The organism is Acetobacter garciniae (assembly GCF_017377735.1).
Lineage (GTDB): Bacteria > Pseudomonadota > Alphaproteobacteria > Acetobacterales > Acetobacteraceae > Acetobacter > Acetobacter garciniae.
Genome location: NZ_JAFVMH010000005.1, coordinates 220,165 through 236,754, shown reverse-complemented (window position 1 = coordinate 236,754; position 16,590 = coordinate 220,165). Strand labels below are relative to the sequence as shown.

At 62.6% G+C, this 16,590-nt stretch carries 14 protein-coding genes; 10 read left to right on the top strand and 4 right to left on the bottom strand.

The window, feature by feature from the left end; translation table 11 throughout:
- Positions 1-44: 44 nt before the first annotated feature.
- Both J2D77_RS11620 and J2D77_RS11615 read right to left on the bottom strand, forming a co-directional pair.
- Positions 45-1,187, bottom strand: a complete 1,143-nt coding sequence (locus J2D77_RS11620; protein WP_207846447.1) for a pyridoxal phosphate-dependent aminotransferase — start codon at positions 1,185-1,187, stop codon at positions 45-47.
- A 150-nt stretch (positions 1,188-1,337) separates the two neighbouring features.
- Positions 1,338-1,565, bottom strand: coding sequence for a hypothetical protein (locus J2D77_RS11615; RefSeq protein ID WP_207846446.1), 228 nt, complete (start codon positions 1,563-1,565; stop codon positions 1,338-1,340).
- Positions 1,566-1,809: 244 nt separating this feature from the next.
- On the opposite strand from J2D77_RS11615, the gene J2D77_RS11610 reads away from it, so the two are divergent.
- From J2D77_RS11610 to J2D77_RS11600, 3 genes are read left to right on the top strand one after another with little or no spacing between them, the layout of a single operon-like run.
- Positions 1,810-3,444 (top strand): ABC transporter substrate-binding protein, encoded by a 1,635-nt coding sequence (locus J2D77_RS11610; protein WP_207846445.1) that lies wholly within the window; start codon positions 1,810-1,812, stop codon positions 3,442-3,444.
- Complete coding sequence (locus J2D77_RS11605) at positions 3,441-4,460, top strand: ABC transporter permease (RefSeq protein ID WP_207846444.1); 1,020 nt, start codon at positions 3,441-3,443, stop codon at positions 4,458-4,460. The genes J2D77_RS11610 and J2D77_RS11605 overlap by 4 nt, the downstream gene beginning before the upstream one ends.
- 9 nt (positions 4,461-4,469) lie before the next feature.
- Positions 4,470-5,444, top strand: a complete 975-nt coding sequence (locus tag J2D77_RS11600; RefSeq protein ID WP_207846443.1) for an ABC transporter permease — start codon at positions 4,470-4,472, stop codon at positions 5,442-5,444.
- A gap of 30 nt (positions 5,445-5,474) precedes the next feature.
- Here J2D77_RS11600 and J2D77_RS11595 read toward each other — a convergent pair whose 3' ends face one another.
- Both J2D77_RS11595 and J2D77_RS11590 read right to left on the bottom strand, forming a co-directional pair.
- A complete protein-coding gene (locus J2D77_RS11595; RefSeq protein WP_207846442.1) occupies positions 5,475-6,548 on the bottom strand; it encodes a zinc-binding metallopeptidase family protein in 1,074 nt (357 codons plus the stop codon).
- 78 nt (positions 6,549-6,626) lie between these two features.
- Positions 6,627-7,472 (bottom strand): transglutaminase family protein, encoded by an 846-nt coding sequence (locus tag J2D77_RS11590; protein WP_207846441.1) that lies wholly within the window; start codon positions 7,470-7,472, stop codon positions 6,627-6,629.
- Between the two features lie 273 nt (positions 7,473-7,745).
- Here J2D77_RS11590 and J2D77_RS11585 point away from each other — a divergent pair, with 273 nt between their 5' ends.
- From J2D77_RS11585 to J2D77_RS11555, 7 genes are all read left to right on the top strand, one after another.
- The gene (locus J2D77_RS11585) at positions 7,746-9,224 is read left to right on the top strand and encodes a circularly permuted type 2 ATP-grasp protein (protein WP_207846440.1); all 1,479 of its coding nucleotides are present in this window, start codon (positions 7,746-7,748) and stop codon (positions 9,222-9,224) included.
- A complete protein-coding gene (locus J2D77_RS11580; protein ID WP_207846439.1) occupies positions 9,221-10,228 on the top strand; it encodes an alpha-E domain-containing protein in 1,008 nt (335 codons plus the stop codon). Before J2D77_RS11585 ends, J2D77_RS11580 begins: the two co-directional genes overlap by 4 nt.
- Before the next feature lie 665 nt (positions 10,229-10,893).
- Positions 10,894-12,198 carry a glycosyltransferase gene (locus J2D77_RS11575; RefSeq protein WP_207846438.1) on the top strand — a complete coding sequence of 435 codons (1,305 nt, stop codon included), beginning with the start codon at positions 10,894-10,896 and terminating at the stop codon, positions 12,196-12,198.
- Complete coding sequence (locus tag J2D77_RS11570) at positions 12,185-13,339, top strand: glycosyltransferase family 4 protein (protein ID WP_230975739.1); 1,155 nt, start codon at positions 12,185-12,187, stop codon at positions 13,337-13,339. The genes J2D77_RS11575 and J2D77_RS11570 overlap by 14 nt, the downstream gene beginning before the upstream one ends.
- Before the next feature lie 6 nt (positions 13,340-13,345).
- Positions 13,346-14,062, top strand: a complete 717-nt coding sequence (gene lptB / locus J2D77_RS11565) for an LPS export ABC transporter ATP-binding protein (protein ID WP_207846437.1) — start codon at positions 13,346-13,348, stop codon at positions 14,060-14,062.
- Positions 14,062-15,333, top strand: a complete 1,272-nt coding sequence (locus J2D77_RS11560) for an LptF/LptG family permease (RefSeq protein WP_207846436.1) — start codon at positions 14,062-14,064, stop codon at positions 15,331-15,333. Before lptB ends, J2D77_RS11560 begins: the two co-directional genes overlap by 1 nt.
- 6 nt (positions 15,334-15,339) lie before the next feature.
- On the top strand, positions 15,340-16,560 hold the full coding sequence (locus J2D77_RS11555) for an LptF/LptG family permease (protein WP_207846435.1): 1,221 nt from the start codon (positions 15,340-15,342) through the stop codon (positions 16,558-16,560).
- The last annotated feature ends 30 nt before the right edge of the window (positions 16,561-16,590 follow it).

Sequence of the window (16,590 nt, the reverse complement as noted above, 5' to 3'; positions counted from 1 at the left end):
TATGAGGTTGCAGGCCCGAACGCAAGACCTGCTTCGGGTTTTTATCACTTTATGCGCGGCCGGGCCGCAAACCACGGGATCATGCGCGCCAGTGCCTCGGTCACCCGCTCGGTCGAAGCCGCAAAGCTGAACCGAATGAAATGCCCGCCCTCGACAGGATCGAAATCCAGGCCCGGGGCTGTCGCCACCCCGGTGTCGAGCAGGAGTTCACGGCAGAACTCCAGGCTGTCATCGCTCAGATGTCCGATATCGGCATAGATGTAAAACGCGCCATCGGGCGGGGCGATGTGGTTGAGCCCCAGTGGCGCGAGGGCTTGCAGAAACAGGTCCCGATTCTTCCGGTAGGTGGCCAGATGGCCCTGAAGTTCGTCCTGGCAGTCGAACGCCGCCAGGGCCGCATGCTGGCTCAAGGCCGATGGCGGCAGGAACATGTTGCCCATGCGGGCCCGCGCGGCATCGACCCGCATTTCGGGCACCACCAGCCAGCCCAGCCGCCACGGGGCCATGGAATAGTATTTGGAAAAACTGTTGATGATGATTGCATCTGGGTCATATTCCAACATGCTATGGGCGGGTTCGCCATAGGTCAGGCCATGATAGATCTCGTCAGACACAAGCGTAATGCGCCGTTCGCGGCAGATCCGGGCAATATCATGCAGTTCGGGGCCAGAAAGGACGGTGCCCGTGGGGTTGGCCGGGCTTGCCACCAGCACCCCCGCCGGGGCTGGGTCCAGGGCTGCAATACGGGCCGCGGAAAGCTGGAAGCGCTCGGCCGGACCACAGGCCAGTTCCACCGGTTCGATATGCAGGGCACGCAGCGTGTTGCGATAGGCGACATAACCTGGGCGGGCCAGCGCCACGCGCGCGCCAGGGCCGAAACAGCTTGAAAACGCCAGCACCAGCGCGGCCGAAGCCCCACAGGTGAGCACGATCCGCTCAGGCGCGACCGATACCCCGTAAGTGGTGGCGTAATGGGCTGCGATCCGCTCTTTCAGGGGCTCGCTTTCCCAATACCCCATCGGGTCGGTGTCCAGCACGTGGTGCGCGCGGGCTATCGCCCCTTTCGGGGCCGGTGTGGAAGGCTGGCCGAATTCCAGATGAATGACCGAGCGCCCCTGCTGCTCAAGACGATGGGCAAGTGCGCCGATGGACAGGGCGTGGAACGAGTCGATGGCAGGAACTGTCATGGGGAGACCACATCGTGAAAAACGGGGTTCCTTCTACAGCCACCACCTTTCCCGAACCAGACGCAGCACCCGGTTTTCTGGCATGCGCCATCAGTGCCCGGGATGCGCTTTTTTACGCCGCCCCGGTTTTACACCGCCCCGCCCGGGGGTTCAGGGCGTTTTTGCGGACTCCGCCAGGGTTTGGGCATGACGGCGGGAGATGTCCCGTGTAAGGGGCTTCTTCCGGCCTGCGAGCAGGTTCACCGGATGCTCATGCGGGTGTTCGAGAACCTGCAACAACGTCGCACGCCAGCGTTCCCTGACGGCATCGCGCCAGTTGGGCAACGCGGTGGGGAGTGAAAAGGCCTGCGGCTGGTGGCTTTCGGGCTGGACGCTCATGTCCTTTACCTCTCCTTGTTGTAGGCAGCCGCACTGTAGCGAAAAACCTTTCAGGCGGGCATTATGGTTTTATGACAGCATGCGGCGGCATTTTTCCAAACGGGACAGCGGACGATTTTTCCTGTTTGAGTGCGACGGCAATGCGCGGCATAACGGGGGCATGATCCGCAAGTGCCCCCTGTTTTTTTGTGTGCTGATATTTTATGCGCCATTTCAGCCAAACAGCGCGGCCCGCGCACAGACAATGCCACCCGCCCAATCATCAGCCAGTGCAGCGCAGGACCCACGGCGGGTGGGTGGCACGCTGCGCGTTCTGGCGGGTGCGTCCACCGGCACGCTGGACCCCCAGGTCGCCTATCTGGCGTTGACCAAATCCATGGAAACACCGGTCTACGACACGCTGCTGACCTATCCGAAATTTGCCGGACCCGACGCGCAGCCGGTTATCGCCAACCTGGCGCAAGCCGTGCCCATGCCCGAGGATGGCGGGCTGACATACCGGCTGACCCTGCGCGAAGGCTTGCATTTTTCCGATGGCCGCCCGGTCGGGGTGGACGATGTCGCGGCCTCGTTCAGGCGCATGTTCAAGGTCGGCAGCCCCACGGCGGGGCCGTATTACAGCCGTATCATCGGTGCCGATCTGTGCCTGAAAAAGCCTGAGACCTGCACGCTGGAAGGCGGCATGGAAACCGACGCGCAAAAGCGGAGCATTACCTTCCACCTGCGCAGGCCCGACCCGGAATTTCTGGATCATCTGGCCTGGATACACAGCGTTATCCTGCCCGCCGATACCCCACCCCATGACATGGGCGACATACCGCCACCCGGCACCGGTCCGTACCGCATCACGCATTTCGACGCGACAACCGGCATGCGGCTTGAACGCAATGCCTATTTCCACGAATGGGCGCATGACGCGCAGCCCGCGGGCTACCCGGACCGGATCGAGATCACCTTCGGGCTTGATTCGGAATCGGAGGTCTCGGCCGTGGAAAGTGGGCAGGCGGACTGGATGTACGACAACGTGCCGCTGGACCGCCTGGGTGAGGTCGGCAGCCGCTATACGGGCCAGGTGCATATCTACCGGCTGTTGCTCTATTACTTCGCGATGCTGAATGTGAACGAGCCGCCCTTCAACTCGCTCAAGGTGCGCCAGGCCCTCAATTACGCCATCAACCGGCACGCCATGGCCATTTACGGCGGCGGGCCCGCCATTTCGGCCCCTCTCTGCCAGCTCCTGCCCGAAGGCACGCCCGGCTACGAACCGTTCTGCTTTTACACCAGGGGGGCTTCCCCCCAACACCCCGCCACAACATGGCAAAAGCCCGATATGGAGCGGGCGCGCGAACTGGTGCGTGAAAGTGGCACGGCGGGGGAGAAGGTGGTTATTGTCGTGCCATCCGACCGGCGATCGGGCACGGTGGCCGATGAACTGCGCGGCACGTTGGACGCGCTGGGCTACAAGGCGTCGGTGCATTTCATCAGTTCGGCCATCCATTTCACCTTCGTGCAGAACACCAACAACCATGTGCAGATCTCGCTCGGCGGGTGGAATGCCGACTACCCTTCGGCCTCCAGTTTCCTGAACACGCTTTTCTCGTGCGACAGCTTTCATCCCGGCTCGGACAATTCCCCCAACATGGCGGGCTTCTGCAACCGCGAGATCGACGGGCTGATGGACCACGCCTCGGACCTGTCGCTGACCGACCGGGCGGCAAGCGAGCATGCCTGGGCACAGGTCGATCGCGCCCTGATGGAACAGGCCCCGGCTGTTCCCATGGTGCAGACGCGGCGTGTCGTGCTGTTGTCAAAACGCGTGCGCAACGTCATCGTAACGCTGAACGACGAAATCCTGCTTTCACAGCTTCAGGTCCAATGAACGTATCTTCCGCGCAATCGGGCAGTCGTGCCTCACCCGGTCCCTGGCGGGTTGCCCTGCGCAGCCTCGGGCGGAACCCGTCGGCCATGACGGCCCTGATGGCCCTTGCGCTCATTACCATGGCCTGCCTGCTTGCGCCGTTCTACGCCCATAACGTCGCGCGAACCGACCCGTTCGTCTCCAACGTGGCGGGCACCGTCGTGCTGGGCGGGCAGGAGGTCGATATCATGCAGCCCAACGACAACCCGCTGCATCTGGGGCTCAGCCCCATCGGCCCCACATGGCAGCGCACCTACCTGCTGGGTGCGGACAGCCAGGGGCGCGACATTGCGGCACGCCTGCTTTATGGCGGCCGCAATTCGCTGCTTATTTCGTCTTGCGCGACCGTTCTGTGCCTGGTGGTTGCCGCCATGGTGGGGATTATCGCCGGGTTCATGGGCGGGCTGGTCGATACCGTGCTGTCGCGGCTGATGGATATCATGTGGGCGGTGCCGGTCTATCTGTTCGCGATCTCGCTCTCGATCGTGACCGTCAATTCCGGCTTGCAGATCGGCCCGTTCGTGATCGAGGCGAACAACCTGCTCATTCCCATTACCATTATCGCGCTGGTTTACGTGCCTTACGCCGCACGCCCCATACGCGGGCGGGTCATAACATTGCGGCATGCGGAATTCGTGACCGCCGCACGCGGGCTGGGCGTGCCCCGCTGGCGCATTGTCCTGTTCGATATCCTGCCCAACATCACCACCACGCTGGTGGTGCTGGGCCCGCTTATCATGGCCATGGCCCTGCTGGCCGAAAGTGCGCTGTCGTTCCTGTCCATAGGCGTGCAGGCCCCGGCCGCGTCATGGGGCACGATCATCCAGGATGGGGAAGGCCTGATCTATACCCGGCCCATGGCTTCCATCGCACCGGGGCTTGCCATTGTTGCAGTCGTGCTTGCGCTGAACATTCTGGGCGACGGGCTGCGCGACGCGCTGGATGTGCGCGAAACCAGCCGCCGTGACGCAGGATAGGACCGGCCCATGCTGACATCGCTCCTGCACAGGCTGGGCCAGACGCTGTTCGTGCTGTTCGGTATTTCGGTGCTGGTTTTCGCCGTATTCTTCGCAACACCAGGGGCCGATCCCACGGCCCGTATCGCCGGGCGTAACGCGGCCCCCCAGACGATTGAAAAAGTGCGCAGGGAATACGGGTTCGACCGGCCGATAACCGTGCAATACGCGATCATGATGAAAAAGCTTTTCATCACGCGCGATCTTGCCTCCTACGCGAACCGGGGCGAACTGGTTGTGCCCGAAATCGTCAAGGCCGCGCCCATTACGGCGTCACTTGTCTGCGGGGCCGCCATTATCTGGGTCGTGGGCTCCATAGGCATGGGGGTGCTGGCCGCCGCCATGAAGGATACATGGGTCGACCGCTCGGTGATGATGCTGGGGCTGGTGGGGATTTCGATCCCCGTCTTCTGGCTGGGGCAGGTCGCGAACATGATCACCCAGAACCGCTACCACGATACCTGGCTGTTCTCCTGGGTGCCGGGGCTCGGTTATATTCCCTTTGCCGAAAGCCCGTTGGGCTGGTTCAAGGCGCTGGTTATTCCCTGGTTTGCCCTGGCGGTCATGTTCATCGGCATTTACAGCCGTGTCCTGCGGGCCGATCTTGTCGCGCTGAGCGAGGAAGACTTCATGCGCACGGCCCGCGCCAAGGGGCTTTCGCCCAGCCGTATTCTCCTGCGCCACGGGCTGCGCACGGCCATGATCACATTCGTATCCCTGTTCGGCATGGATTTCGCCCAGCTTGTGGGCGGCGGCGCGCTGCTGACCGAAGTCGTGTTCGGCCTGCCCGGCGTGGGCCGCCTGACCTATCAGGCGCTCAACAACATGGACCTGCCCCTGATCATGGCAACCGTTATGTATTCGGCGGTTTTTGTGGTCGTCGCCAATGCGGTCGTGGATATGCTCTATATCCTGCTTGACCCCCGGGTGCGCGAAGCACGCTGACCGGGGCCTGCGCCCCAAACCAGCATGGGTTCAGAACCCCTTTTTCTGCGCGTCCCTTATGACGTCATGGATAAAGCCAAGCTTGGCCCGGACGCCCCTGGTCAGCACGAAGGGATAGAAATCCGACAGTCCCATGGAGCGGTTCAGGCCGTTCACGACATAGGTCAGCGGCACCCAGGCGTTGATGATATTCTCGAACGACATCTGGGTGCAGGGGTCACCATGCAGCGCCGACAGGGCTTCTCCATGCACGGCGGGGCCCGCACTCAACTCATAGGACAGGGCTGTCTCGAGTGTGGAGACGATATGGAAGTAATGGGCCCAGGTTTCGGCAAAATCCTCCCACGGGTGGGACGTCGCATACAGGCTGACAAAATCATCCCGCCAGTTATCGACAAGGGCACGGTTGTAATGGGTCGCCAGGGCGGACTGATAATCCTGCCTTTCATCCCCGAACACCGCCCGGCACGCGTCCAGCCTGCCCCCGTCGCGGATCAGCACGTTCCAGTAGTAATGGCCGATTTCATGCCGGAAATGCCCCAGCAACGTGCGGTAATATTCGCCCAGTTCGACCCGCATGCTTTCACGGTAGGCGTCATCCGCCTCGCGCGTGGCGATGGTGATGATCCCGTCACTATGCCCGGTTATGACGGTGGACGATCCATCGGCCGGGTCGTCCAGAAAGTCGAAGGCCAGGCCGTGCAAGGGGTCCTGCAGCCGGGTGCGGACCGGCAGTTTCAGGCGCAGGATCGTGTAGCACAGCCGGTGCTTGGCAACCTCGAGCTTGCGCCAGCGCTCCAGGTTGCCCGGCGTATCGAGGTTGGGGATCATGCGGTTGAACTGGCAGGCAAAACAGAAACAGCCCTGCGGCGTGCTGTCGGAAACCAGCCAGTTGCAGACATCGTAGGCATTATTGGCGCAGAACATGCGCGGCCTGCCATGGGCAAGCGGGGCCAGGGGCCGCCATGACCCGTCGCCCACGGCAACCAGTGCCGACATATCCACAAGCTCGGGCAGAAAACCCAGAATGGAATTGCATTGCCCGCAAACGGTATTTTCGAAAGACAGCAGTTGACCGCAGGACTGACAGCTAAACCGCCTCATGATGTCATTGCCCTTCTTGCAACCCCTGACCGCGCAACCCCGGCCAAGCCGTGCGTATTTTCCTGCCTGTCCCGCCCCTCAGGCGTACAGGCGCTGCACCTGCATGGAGACATTGAAACGCGCCTCGCACCGGTCCAGCAGGCCTGAAACGGGTGCCGCATCTTCTGGTGTCGCCGCCGCAGCCAGGGGAATATGCCCTTCCCCCGCCAGCATGCCCGATGTCGTATCGAACCCGATCCAGCCCTTGCCGGGCAGGCACACCTGCGCCCAGGCGTGCAGGTCACCCGTCAGGACTTCCTCCTCCCCCGCCGTGCGTGCACTCTGGACCAGGTAGCCGGACACGAAACGGGCGCGATAGCCCATATGCCGCGCCAGTGCGACCAGGAACCAGGCGCTGTCGCGGCAGGACCCGCAGCCATGGCGCAGGATGTCCTGCGCGGACAGCACACCCGGCTCCATCCGCCGTTCGTAGCGCACGCGCGCGGTAATGGCCTTGTTGAGCGAGATCAGCCGGGGCACCGCATCCGTGGGCGTGCCATCCTGCCATTCGCGGAGAAAAGCCAGCGCATCCGCCCCCAGGGGCAGTTGGCGGGAATATGCGCAGTCAACCCCGGCATCGCCTGTCCCTTCGGCATTGTCCATCAGGTTCGCCAGCGGATCATAGGGGGCGATATCGGCCACCAGGCTGACCTCGATATCGAAATGCGTGACCTGCCCGCCAAAGCTGACACAGGCGGTTTCATTCCCGTGCTGGTCGAGTTGCCAGCCGAGATTGCAACCACGCGGTTCGATCTTGAGCATGTAGGACAGCACAGGCGTTCTGCTGTCAGGCATGGGCCGGAGGCGGATGATCTGCGGCCCCATGGAAACGGGCCTGTCATATTCGTAGCAGGTTCGGTGGACCAGCGTAATGTGCGAACTCATCAAAAAACGGCCCTGCCCTTTCGCCTTTTATGCCGAGCCCATCACACCCTGACCCGATAGCCTGCCCGCTGGCACAGTTCTGGCGAAAAACCATATCAGCATCAGGCCCGCATGCAAGCGTCCCCATGTCATGGAACTGCAAAAAAGTCTTTGATTTTTTTCCTCTTGGCAAAGAGCGGAATTCCTGCTCCCGTTAATACACCAACGCAACAATCTGGCCGGCGCGGTTTCCCGCTGCCTTATCAGCCGGACTGCTCAGAAGGGAGGCCCAATATGAGTGATGCCACGCTGCATGCTCCCTCTTCGACACAGTTTTCCGGCCTGCTGGACAACTACCGGATTCCTGATTTCTTTTGCGAACTGATGAACCGGCAAGGGCCTGTGCCCGCGGCCGTGCAATCCGTGCGCAACCGGCTGGCATCGCTCGACCTTGAAGAACTGCGCCGCCGCACCACCGCCGCCGAAGCGCAGCTTTACCGCATGGGCATTACCTTCACCGTCTATTCCAACCGCGAGGCGATCGATCGTATCCTGCCATTCGACGCCATTCCGCGTGTAATCACCGCGCAGGAATGGGACCATATCGAACGCGGCGTGCAGCAGCGGATCGCCGCGCTGAACCTGTTTTTGCACGACATCTACCATGACCGCAAAGTCCTGCGTGACGGGATCATTCCCGCAGAACTGGTGCTGAACAACCCCAATTACTGCGCTGCCATGATCGGCCTGAAAGTGCCCGGCGGCGTTTACGTGCATGTCAGCGGCACCGACCTGATCCGCGACCGCGACGGGCGCTTTCTTATCCTTGAAGACAATGCCCGCACCCCTTCGGGCGTGTCCTATGTCATTGAAAACCGGCATATGATGCTCCGGCTCATGCCCGACCTGGCATCCGGCCTGCCCATCCGCTCGGTAGAGGAATACGGCCCCCGCCTGCACCAGACCTTATGCGAGGTCGCCCCCGAAGGCGTTGTGGACCCGCAAGTGGTCCTGCTCTCGCCCGGCATTTATAATTCCGCCTATTTCGAGCATGTTTTTCTCTCACGCGAGATGGGCGTGCCCCTGGTGGAGGGCAAGGACCTGTTTGTGGACAACCACCGGGTGTTCATGCGCACGGTCACCGGGCCCCGGCCCGTGCATGCCATCTACCGTCGCCTGAATGATGAATTCCTGGATCCGCTCGTATTCAACCCCGACAGCCTGCTGGGCGTGCCCGGCCTGATCGAGGCGTATCGGCGTGGGAACGTGACACTGGCGAACGCGCTGGGCACGGGGGTTGCCGACGACAAGGCCGTTTACGCGTATATGCCGCGCATTATCCGCTACTATCTGGGCGAAGACCCCATTCTGGAAAGCGTTGACACCCATATCTGCGCCGAACCCGAAGGCCTGGCCTACACGCTGGCCAACCTGGACAAGCTGGTTGTCAAACCCGTGGGGGAATCCGGTGGGTACGGGCTGATCATCGGCCCGCACGCCACGGCGGCGGAGCTTGAGGATTTCCGGCACAAGCTGCTCGAAAACCCTGCAAACTACATCAGCCAGCCGGTCATCGGCCTGTCGGTAACCCCGACCCTGTGCCCTGATGGGGTCGAAGCCCGGCATGTGGACCTGCGCCCCTTCGCCCTGACCGGGCGTGCGGTCTGGGTGCTGCCCGGGGGGCTGTCGCGCGTGGCGTTGCGCAAGGGCTCCCTGGTTGTCAATTCCTCCCAGGGGGGTGGCTCCAAGGATACCTGGGTCATGGCATCATGACGGATTTTACATTCAATTCCCTGCTTTCCCGTTACGCCGAATGCATCATGTGGCTGGCACGCTACATGGAGCGGATGGAAAACCTCGCCCGCCTGCTGGAAGTGACGGAAACCTTCGTGCGCGACGGCGAAGGCCAGACAGCGTGGGATTCCATTATCAGCATCAATTCGGACGAGGAGCTTTTCACCCAGCTCCATCCGGCCAACGACCCGGCTGATGCGGTTTCCTTCTACATTACCGAGCATGCCAACCCCGGTTCCATCGTGTCCATGGCCGTGGCCATTCGCGATAATGCCCGGGCCGTGCGCCCGCTTGTCTCCACTGAAATGTGGACGCACCTGAATGTCTTTACCCGCTGGCTGCTCGACCTGGATGCGGGCCGCGCGAAGCTGAACAACCTTTCGGCCGTGTGCACGCATATCCGCCAGGAATGCCAGACCCATTACGGCATTGCCGAAGGCACGCTCTACCACGATCAGGCATGGCTTTTTTACCGTCTGGGCAAGCACCTGGAACGGTGCGACCAGATTACCCGCCTGGTCGATATCCGCTACCATATGCTGCTGCCGCGTGAAGAACGCCCCGGCTCGGAAATCGACATCACGCAATGGACGTCCGTGCTGCGATCGGCGGCAGCCTACCATGCGTTCAGGCGTCTGCGGCCGGTTGCCGTGACACCATCCAATATCGTCGGCTTTCTTCTTAAAAACGAGAGCTTTCCGCGCTCCCTTGCGGGCAATCTCCGCCTGGTTGACGAGACACTGACATTTCTGGCCAATCACGCAGGGCTGCGCGACCTGTGCGCGCCCCTTCAGGAATGCCTGGACGAACTGCGCGCAACCCTGAGCGACCAGACCGCCGAGGACATCATCAGTCGCGGGCTGCATGACTACATGAACTGGATACAGCGCCAGCTTACCCAGATCCAGGCCGCCATCGCCACCACCTTCTGGCCGCAGCCACCTGTGGGGGCCCATGGGGCGCAGCTTCAAAGGCAGGAATAATCCAGCACCCGTTTCAGGCTGTCTCGCCCGTTAAAAACGCTGGCGCCTGTCGGGTTGGCAGTATTCTTTGAAGCATACTCACCTCGCCGCCTGGCTACAGGCGCAGGGATAAAGCGCAGCCCACGACGTGACAGGCCGCCCTTGTGCGCCCAGGGGCAAGGCATGGCGCAACCCGCGGGCCGATAATGCACACCTGTCAGCCCGCTTGGCCGCTGCGCACCATCCACGCGCGCATGTTACAGCAGGGACGGCTTCATCAGGGTGCCGGGGCGAAGCCATTTGCCGAGCGTCTGCAATAAGAAGAATTTTTGATGACAGAATGTGGGGCGAGGCAACCTTTTGCCAGCCGCAATGGGCACCCTTGCCTTGCCCATGAACGCGCAAACCCTTTGTAAACTGCGCTATTCCGCCCAAAAAGCGCGCATGGGAGCGGGAAATTATTATCTGCCCACAGCGTTCTTTATCGGCCCCGGAGGAAATCCCGCACCCATTGCCACACCCCCTGCTCCGCCCTTAAAAATGGGCGTCGCACATCTTTACTGCCCATGGCCCGTCACCCATTGACCAAGATCGCAGGCGGAAACATCCTTGCCCCATCTGAAACCCGGCTGGTCCCATCACCCTGCCCTGGACAACCTGGCCCAATGCCGGGCTGATCCCTGCCGATGACCCACCCCCAGGCCAGCACCCGGACAGACACGGCGCCTTTCTCGCACACCAGAATTCTCTTCATCAACGACACGGCCAGAAATGGCGGGCCCGGCCATACGCTTGTCTGCCTGCTGAAATTTCTCGACCCCGCCAAGATCCACCGCACTGTCCTGCTGCCGCGTGAGGATGTGGTCAGCCGGGAAGTGCGCAGGCATCGCGCCGCCGAGCGGGTGATTATCGAACCGGCACTGATCGAAAATCTTTTGCAGCCCTGGTCCAGAAGCATGGCCCGGCGCGACTTTACAGCCCCTGCCCCGCTTCGCCTCTGGCGTGGCGTGGTCAATATCGTGCGCGCGGCAACGGGGCTGGCACGCCTTGCGCGCCATGTCCGTGCTGAACGCTATGATCTGATCTTTTGCAACGGCACCGTAGCCACCCTGATCGGGGGCATTGTCGCTGCCGCCACGCGGGTGCCCGCGATATGGCATGTCTTTTACCCCTGCGTGCCGTCCGTCATTCGGCCTTTGCACCGCGCTCTTGCCGCCGGCTCCCGTGTTCGGGCCATTCTGTGTGTGTCGCGCGCGGTGTCAGGCCAGTTTTCCTCCTGCCCGCAAAAGGTGCAGATCTGCCACGACGCGCTCGACCTGCAAGCCTTTGACGCAACGGCCCGCACGCCCTGCCTGCGCGCCGAACTGGGCCTTGGAGATGACAGCGTCATTTTCGGGGCCCATGGCCGGATCGTGCGCCACAAGGGGTTTATCGAACTGATCCGCGCGGCCCGTCTCATGCTCGACCAGCTGGATACTGCCCAACGCCCGCGCTGTCATTTTGTGGTGCTGGGCGATACGCCCGAAGACATGCCAGAGGACCATCTAGCCCAATGCCGTGCCCTGGCGCGCGAACTGGGCGTGGACGACGCCGTTCATTTCATAGGATTCCGGGCGGAGGTCGCCCCTTATGTGGCAGAATTCGATGTCGCACTCATCCCCAGTATCTACCCCGACCCCCTGCCCCGCGCGGTCATGGAAGCCATGGCCCTGAACAAGCCCGTGATCGCCTTCGATGTCGGTGGTATTGGCGAAATGGTCCGCGACCATGAACAGGGTCGGCTGCTGCCGGGCCACCCGCCGGATATTGGCGGCATGGCCCAGGCCTGCCTGGATTATTTCCACGACCCTGACCTGCGGCAACGCCACGGACAGGCCGCCCGCCGCCGGGTGATGGAAGAGTTCGAAGCCCGACGCCATGCCAGCCTGCTTCAGGCCCAGTTGCTGCGCCTGGTAGCCCACGACGCCCGTGAACAGCATGGCCCGCAATAAGTTGCCCGAAATGCCAGGCCAGGTCGCGGCGGTTCGCCCGCCCAATGTCGTGCATGTCGTGGTTGCGGGGGATATCGGCGGGGCGGAGCGCCTTTTGCTGGATCTTACGACACGCCCCGTGCTCAGCGGCGCACGACACAGCATTGCCCTCATGACGCCCAATCCAAAGCTGCGCGCGCTGATCATGGGGGCCGGGGTGCGCGTTGCCGACCGCGGGCCGATCCATCTGCATCCGCTGGCCTATCTGTGGCGCGCCTTCGGCCCGCGGGATGTCCGCTGGCTTGAGAACGTTCTAAGGACGGAACAGGCCGATCTGGTCCATGTGCATACCTATGCCTCCCATATCCTGGGTGTGCGGGCGGCGCAGCGGCTTGGTTTGCCGGTGCTGCGGACGGAACATGGCGTGCACCACTACACCGACCCAAGCTGCGCGCTGGGTCGCCGCCGGGCCCTGCGCCGAACGGACAGCATTATCTGCGTCAGCAACTATGTGCGCGACTTCGTGTCGGCCCATGCGCCCGAGATGGCACCGAGGCTGCGGGTTATCCGCAATGGGGTGGATGAAAAACGCTTTGGCCCGCGCGCGTTTCCGGCGGATACTCCGTTCACGTTCAGCCTTGTCTGCCGACTGGAAGCCTGGAAACAGCCCGATCTTGCCGTTCGGGCCCTTGCGCAGCTTCCCGACTGCCGTCTTATCATCGCAGGCGACGGCAGCCTGCGCAAAAAACTGGAAGCGCTGGCGATCACGCTTGGTGTTTCACATCGCATTCGTTTTACGGGCTACACCTCGGACCCCGGCGATGCCTATGCCGCCAGCCATGTCAGCCTCAATACCTCGCGCGATGAACCGCTTGGCCTGTCGGTGCTTGAAGCCATGGCATCCGCGCGCCCTGTCATTGCGTTCTCGGGCGGGGGAATTCCTGAAATCGTGCGTGACGGCCAAACCGGCTGGCTGGTGCCCGAGCAACGGCTGGAAGGGCTGGTTGCCGCCATGCGGCAGGCCCGTGCAGCCCCGGTCCATACGCTGGGCCTGCAAGCCCGTGCCTTTATCGAACAGGAATGCGGGATCGCTGCCATGTGCACGGCCTACGCTGCCGCCTATGCCGCGTTAAGCGGCAGCAGGGCCGCGGGGCGAGGCTGAACGCCCATGCTCACGGCCCGCAATCTTGTCAAATCCTTCGACGGCATGCGGATTGTCGAAAATATAAGCCTGCATGTGGGAGAAGGTGAAATCGTGGGCCTGCTTGGCCCCAATGGCGCGGGAAAATCCACGACGTTCAAGATGCTGACCGGCATCATGGCACCTGATTCCGGGCAGATTTTCCTCAACGGGATCGACGCCACATCCATGCCGTTCCACCACAGGGCGCGCCACGGGCTGGCCTATCTGCCCCAGGGCTCCTTCCTGCCGCGTTCGCTCAGTGTGGCGGATGCGCTGGGCATGGTTCTGGAAACGCGCATGGCAGGCAGGTCGGAAAGACAACGCCATATCGCGTCCCTGCTGGCTGATTTCGAACTGACCGACGTATGCCACAACCGCATCGGCACGCTGTCGGGCGGGCAAAGGCGCCGGTGCGAAATTGCCGTCTGCGTTGCCTGCGCACCTGTCATTGCCCTGTTCGACGAACCATTTGCCGGGGTCGATCCACGCAATATCGGCACCGTGGCGGCATTGCTGCGCGACCTGGCGGACAGGGGCATGTCCGTTCTCATTACCGACCATAGTGCTGTTGATCTGCTGCGCCTGGTCGACCGCGCCTATGTGGTGGAAGCGGGCAGCGTTCTGGCACAGGGCACGCCGGAGGATCTGGTCGATAACCCCGATGTGCAGCAGGCTTATCTGGGCGGCAGGGTGGTGCTGTGATGGCGTCTGTCCCCAACGGCCCGCCCCCATCCCTTCCTGCGACGCCGCATGGCTGGTTGAGGCAGTTATGCGTTCGCCAGTTCATGCGCTCGGTCCTGTGGCAGGCCGGGGCCACGCTGCTTCTGGTGGAAGCGATTTTCCTGGCCGAACGCTTCCCCATGATTTTCCGCGATGTCATCAGCCATCACGCCAACCTGTTCGATGCGGGCCTTATCTTCCTGCTGACCGGCCCGCAGATCCTGGATTTCGCGCTGCCTTTGGCCATGATCGTGGCCGTCTACCGCACGGCGCTGACCATGCGCGAAAATCGCGAACTCCTGGTGCTGAGCGCCTGCGGGCTGGCACCCCGGTCCTTTATTCTTCCGCCCATTGTCCTGGCGGTGGCTGCCCTGCTGCTGTCGCTCGCAGCCTCCGGCGTGGTCAATCCGCTCGCACTTTATGCGCAGCGTGCCGTGCTGTTCGATGCCGCCTATCGCAACCTCATCACTGCAACAGGCCAGAGCCAGCTTGTTTTCGTGGGGAACCGCGTGGCCTTTATCCCGCAGGAAAGCCCGCAGAAAGACCCGCCAGCCACAATATCGACCGCACCGATGACACGCAGGAATCTGTTTGTCTACGAACCACTCGACCCCACGCATTTTCGCGTCGTTCAGTCGGGAAGCGTACGCACCACGGGCTCCGCCCCTGAAAATCTGTTCGGTGTCAGCGTGGCACAGATGACATCCCATATCTTCTCCGTTGAGGGCGCAGTATCCGCATCCACACCTGGCCAGGGCACTTTCCCAAACCTGCGCGACGATGAACAGATGACATTTTACGCGGACACGGCCGACAAGATCATTCCCCTTGACGACATCCTGCCCTTTCCCCCCCGTTGGGAGCAGGAAAACGAACTGACACTGCCCGAACTGCTTGTTCTCCTTGCACACCATGCCACGCAGGCGAACGAACCTTCACCCGTGCTGGTTGTGCGCCTGCTGGGGGAAAGACTGTCGCGCGGGCTGCTCTGCCTTCTGGCCCCGCTGGTGGCGCTGGCTGCACTCAGCCAGACCACGCAACGCAATCGCTCCATAGCGCTGCCGGCCAGTTGCATGGCCCTGCTGGCCTTCAATGTCGGAACGGAGTCCCTTATCAGGGCGGTGGCACCATCCGGGCTGGGTGCGGAACTTGTGCTGCTGCTGCTTTTGACCGCAACGCTGCAAGGGCTCCTGCTGGCGGCATTGCGGCTGGGGATCAGCCGCCTTCTCCTGCCACAGCTGCTTCGGGCATAACGGCCCATGACGATCGCGCCATTTTCAGCGCCCCCGAACACGGCACCGATACATGCGCCCACGCCGGGTGGGGCGCCGATCAACCCTGTTCGGCTTGCCCCGTTCGGGCTGTATACGCGCCATATCCTGGCGGGCTACCTGCGCAGCCTGATGATGATCGCAGCCGTTCTGCTGGCCATTGCGGAAACGATCGATCTGTGGCCGCAGATCGACATGGTCATGGCCTCCGGTTCCGCGCCGGCGTGGCGCAATATCGTCTATTTCACCACCTTGCGTATTCCCGGCCTGCTGGCCCCGCTTATCCCTTTTGCGACGTTCCTTGCGGTCTGCCTGGTCGAAATCGCGCAGACACGCTCGGGCGAGCGGCTCTTTATCGCCAATACCGGGCGCTCTCCCCTCAAAAGTCTTTTCCCGGCCGTGCTTCTGGGCCTGCTGCTGGGGCCGGCGACGTTCGTGATGGACGGCTATCTGGGCCCGGTTTCCATGGCGGAACAGATGCGCCAGAAAACAGGCCGCGATGCCCAGCGCCTTGACCGTACGAAGCCGAGCAACCCGGTCTGGATGCAGACACCCCAGGGCGTTCTTTCCGCCTCCATCGCCTTTGGGCCACCGGCATCCCTGCGCACGCTCCTGCTTTTTCGCTTCGATGCGGCGTCGCTCCTGACCGAAATCGACAAGGCGGACGCCGCCATTCGCGTGCCGGAGACCGGCCTGTGGCAACTGGAGAACCCGCAGGTCTGGCACGACGCACGCCCGGCGGATACGCGCGCAGCCCGGCCCATGCCACCCGAGCAGACACGCCTTATCCCCACCCCGCCCTATGCCATAACCCTTACGCTCGACCCCTTGTGGCTGAGTGTCTACGGTATGGAAGCGCAGTACCTGCCGCTTGCCACACTGCAAAGCCTGGCCAGCCACACCCAAAACGGCTACGACGCCGCACCGTACCGCACCCGCATGGCCATGCTGCTCGCCACCCTGATACTGCCCGGCGCCATGGCCATGCTTGCCAGCACGCTATGCGCGACACGGCTGGCCTATGGCGCATCCGCCATTGCCACAGGGGGAGTTATTGCGTGGGGGTACGCAGCCCATGCCGCAACCCGGGCCTGCCTGCTGCTGGGCCAGACCGGAACATTGCCCGCATGGCTGGCCGCGACCCTGGTGCCCGGAACCCTTCTGGTCTCAGTCGTGCTGATCCACTGGCGCGGGGAGCGTGGTCGCTGACAAGGGAGGGGTAATGGGGCACGCAGGCTG

Coding starts and splice junctions, on each gene's coding strand:
- lptB (WP_207846437.1), top strand. CDS start 13,346: ATGCTCACGGCCCGCAATCTTGTCAAATCCTTCGACGGCATGCGGATT.
- J2D77_RS11605 (WP_207846444.1), top strand. CDS start 3,441: ATGAACGTATCTTCCGCGCAATCGGGCAGTCGTGCCTCACCCGGTCCC.
- J2D77_RS11620 (WP_207846447.1), bottom strand. CDS start 1,187: ATGACAGTTCCTGCCATCGACTCGTTCCACGCCCTGTCCATCGGCGCA.
- J2D77_RS11595 (WP_207846442.1), bottom strand. CDS start 6,548: ATGAGGCGGTTTAGCTGTCAGTCCTGCGGTCAACTGCTGTCTTTCGAA.
- J2D77_RS11555 (WP_207846435.1), top strand. CDS start 15,340: ATGACGATCGCGCCATTTTCAGCGCCCCCGAACACGGCACCGATACAT.
- J2D77_RS11560 (WP_207846436.1), top strand. CDS start 14,062: ATGGCGTCTGTCCCCAACGGCCCGCCCCCATCCCTTCCTGCGACGCCG.
- J2D77_RS11600 (WP_207846443.1), top strand. CDS start 4,470: ATGCTGACATCGCTCCTGCACAGGCTGGGCCAGACGCTGTTCGTGCTG.
- J2D77_RS11610 (WP_207846445.1), top strand. CDS start 1,810: ATGCCACCCGCCCAATCATCAGCCAGTGCAGCGCAGGACCCACGGCGG.
- J2D77_RS11585 (WP_207846440.1), top strand. CDS start 7,746: ATGAGTGATGCCACGCTGCATGCTCCCTCTTCGACACAGTTTTCCGGC.
- J2D77_RS11580 (WP_207846439.1), top strand. CDS start 9,221: ATGACGGATTTTACATTCAATTCCCTGCTTTCCCGTTACGCCGAATGC.
- J2D77_RS11590 (WP_207846441.1), bottom strand. CDS start 7,472: ATGAGTTCGCACATTACGCTGGTCCACCGAACCTGCTACGAATATGAC.
- J2D77_RS11575 (WP_207846438.1), top strand. CDS start 10,894: ATGACCCACCCCCAGGCCAGCACCCGGACAGACACGGCGCCTTTCTCG.
- J2D77_RS11615 (WP_207846446.1), bottom strand. CDS start 1,565: ATGAGCGTCCAGCCCGAAAGCCACCAGCCGCAGGCCTTTTCACTCCCC.
- J2D77_RS11570 (WP_230975739.1), top strand. CDS start 12,185: ATGGCCCGCAATAAGTTGCCCGAAATGCCAGGCCAGGTCGCGGCGGTT.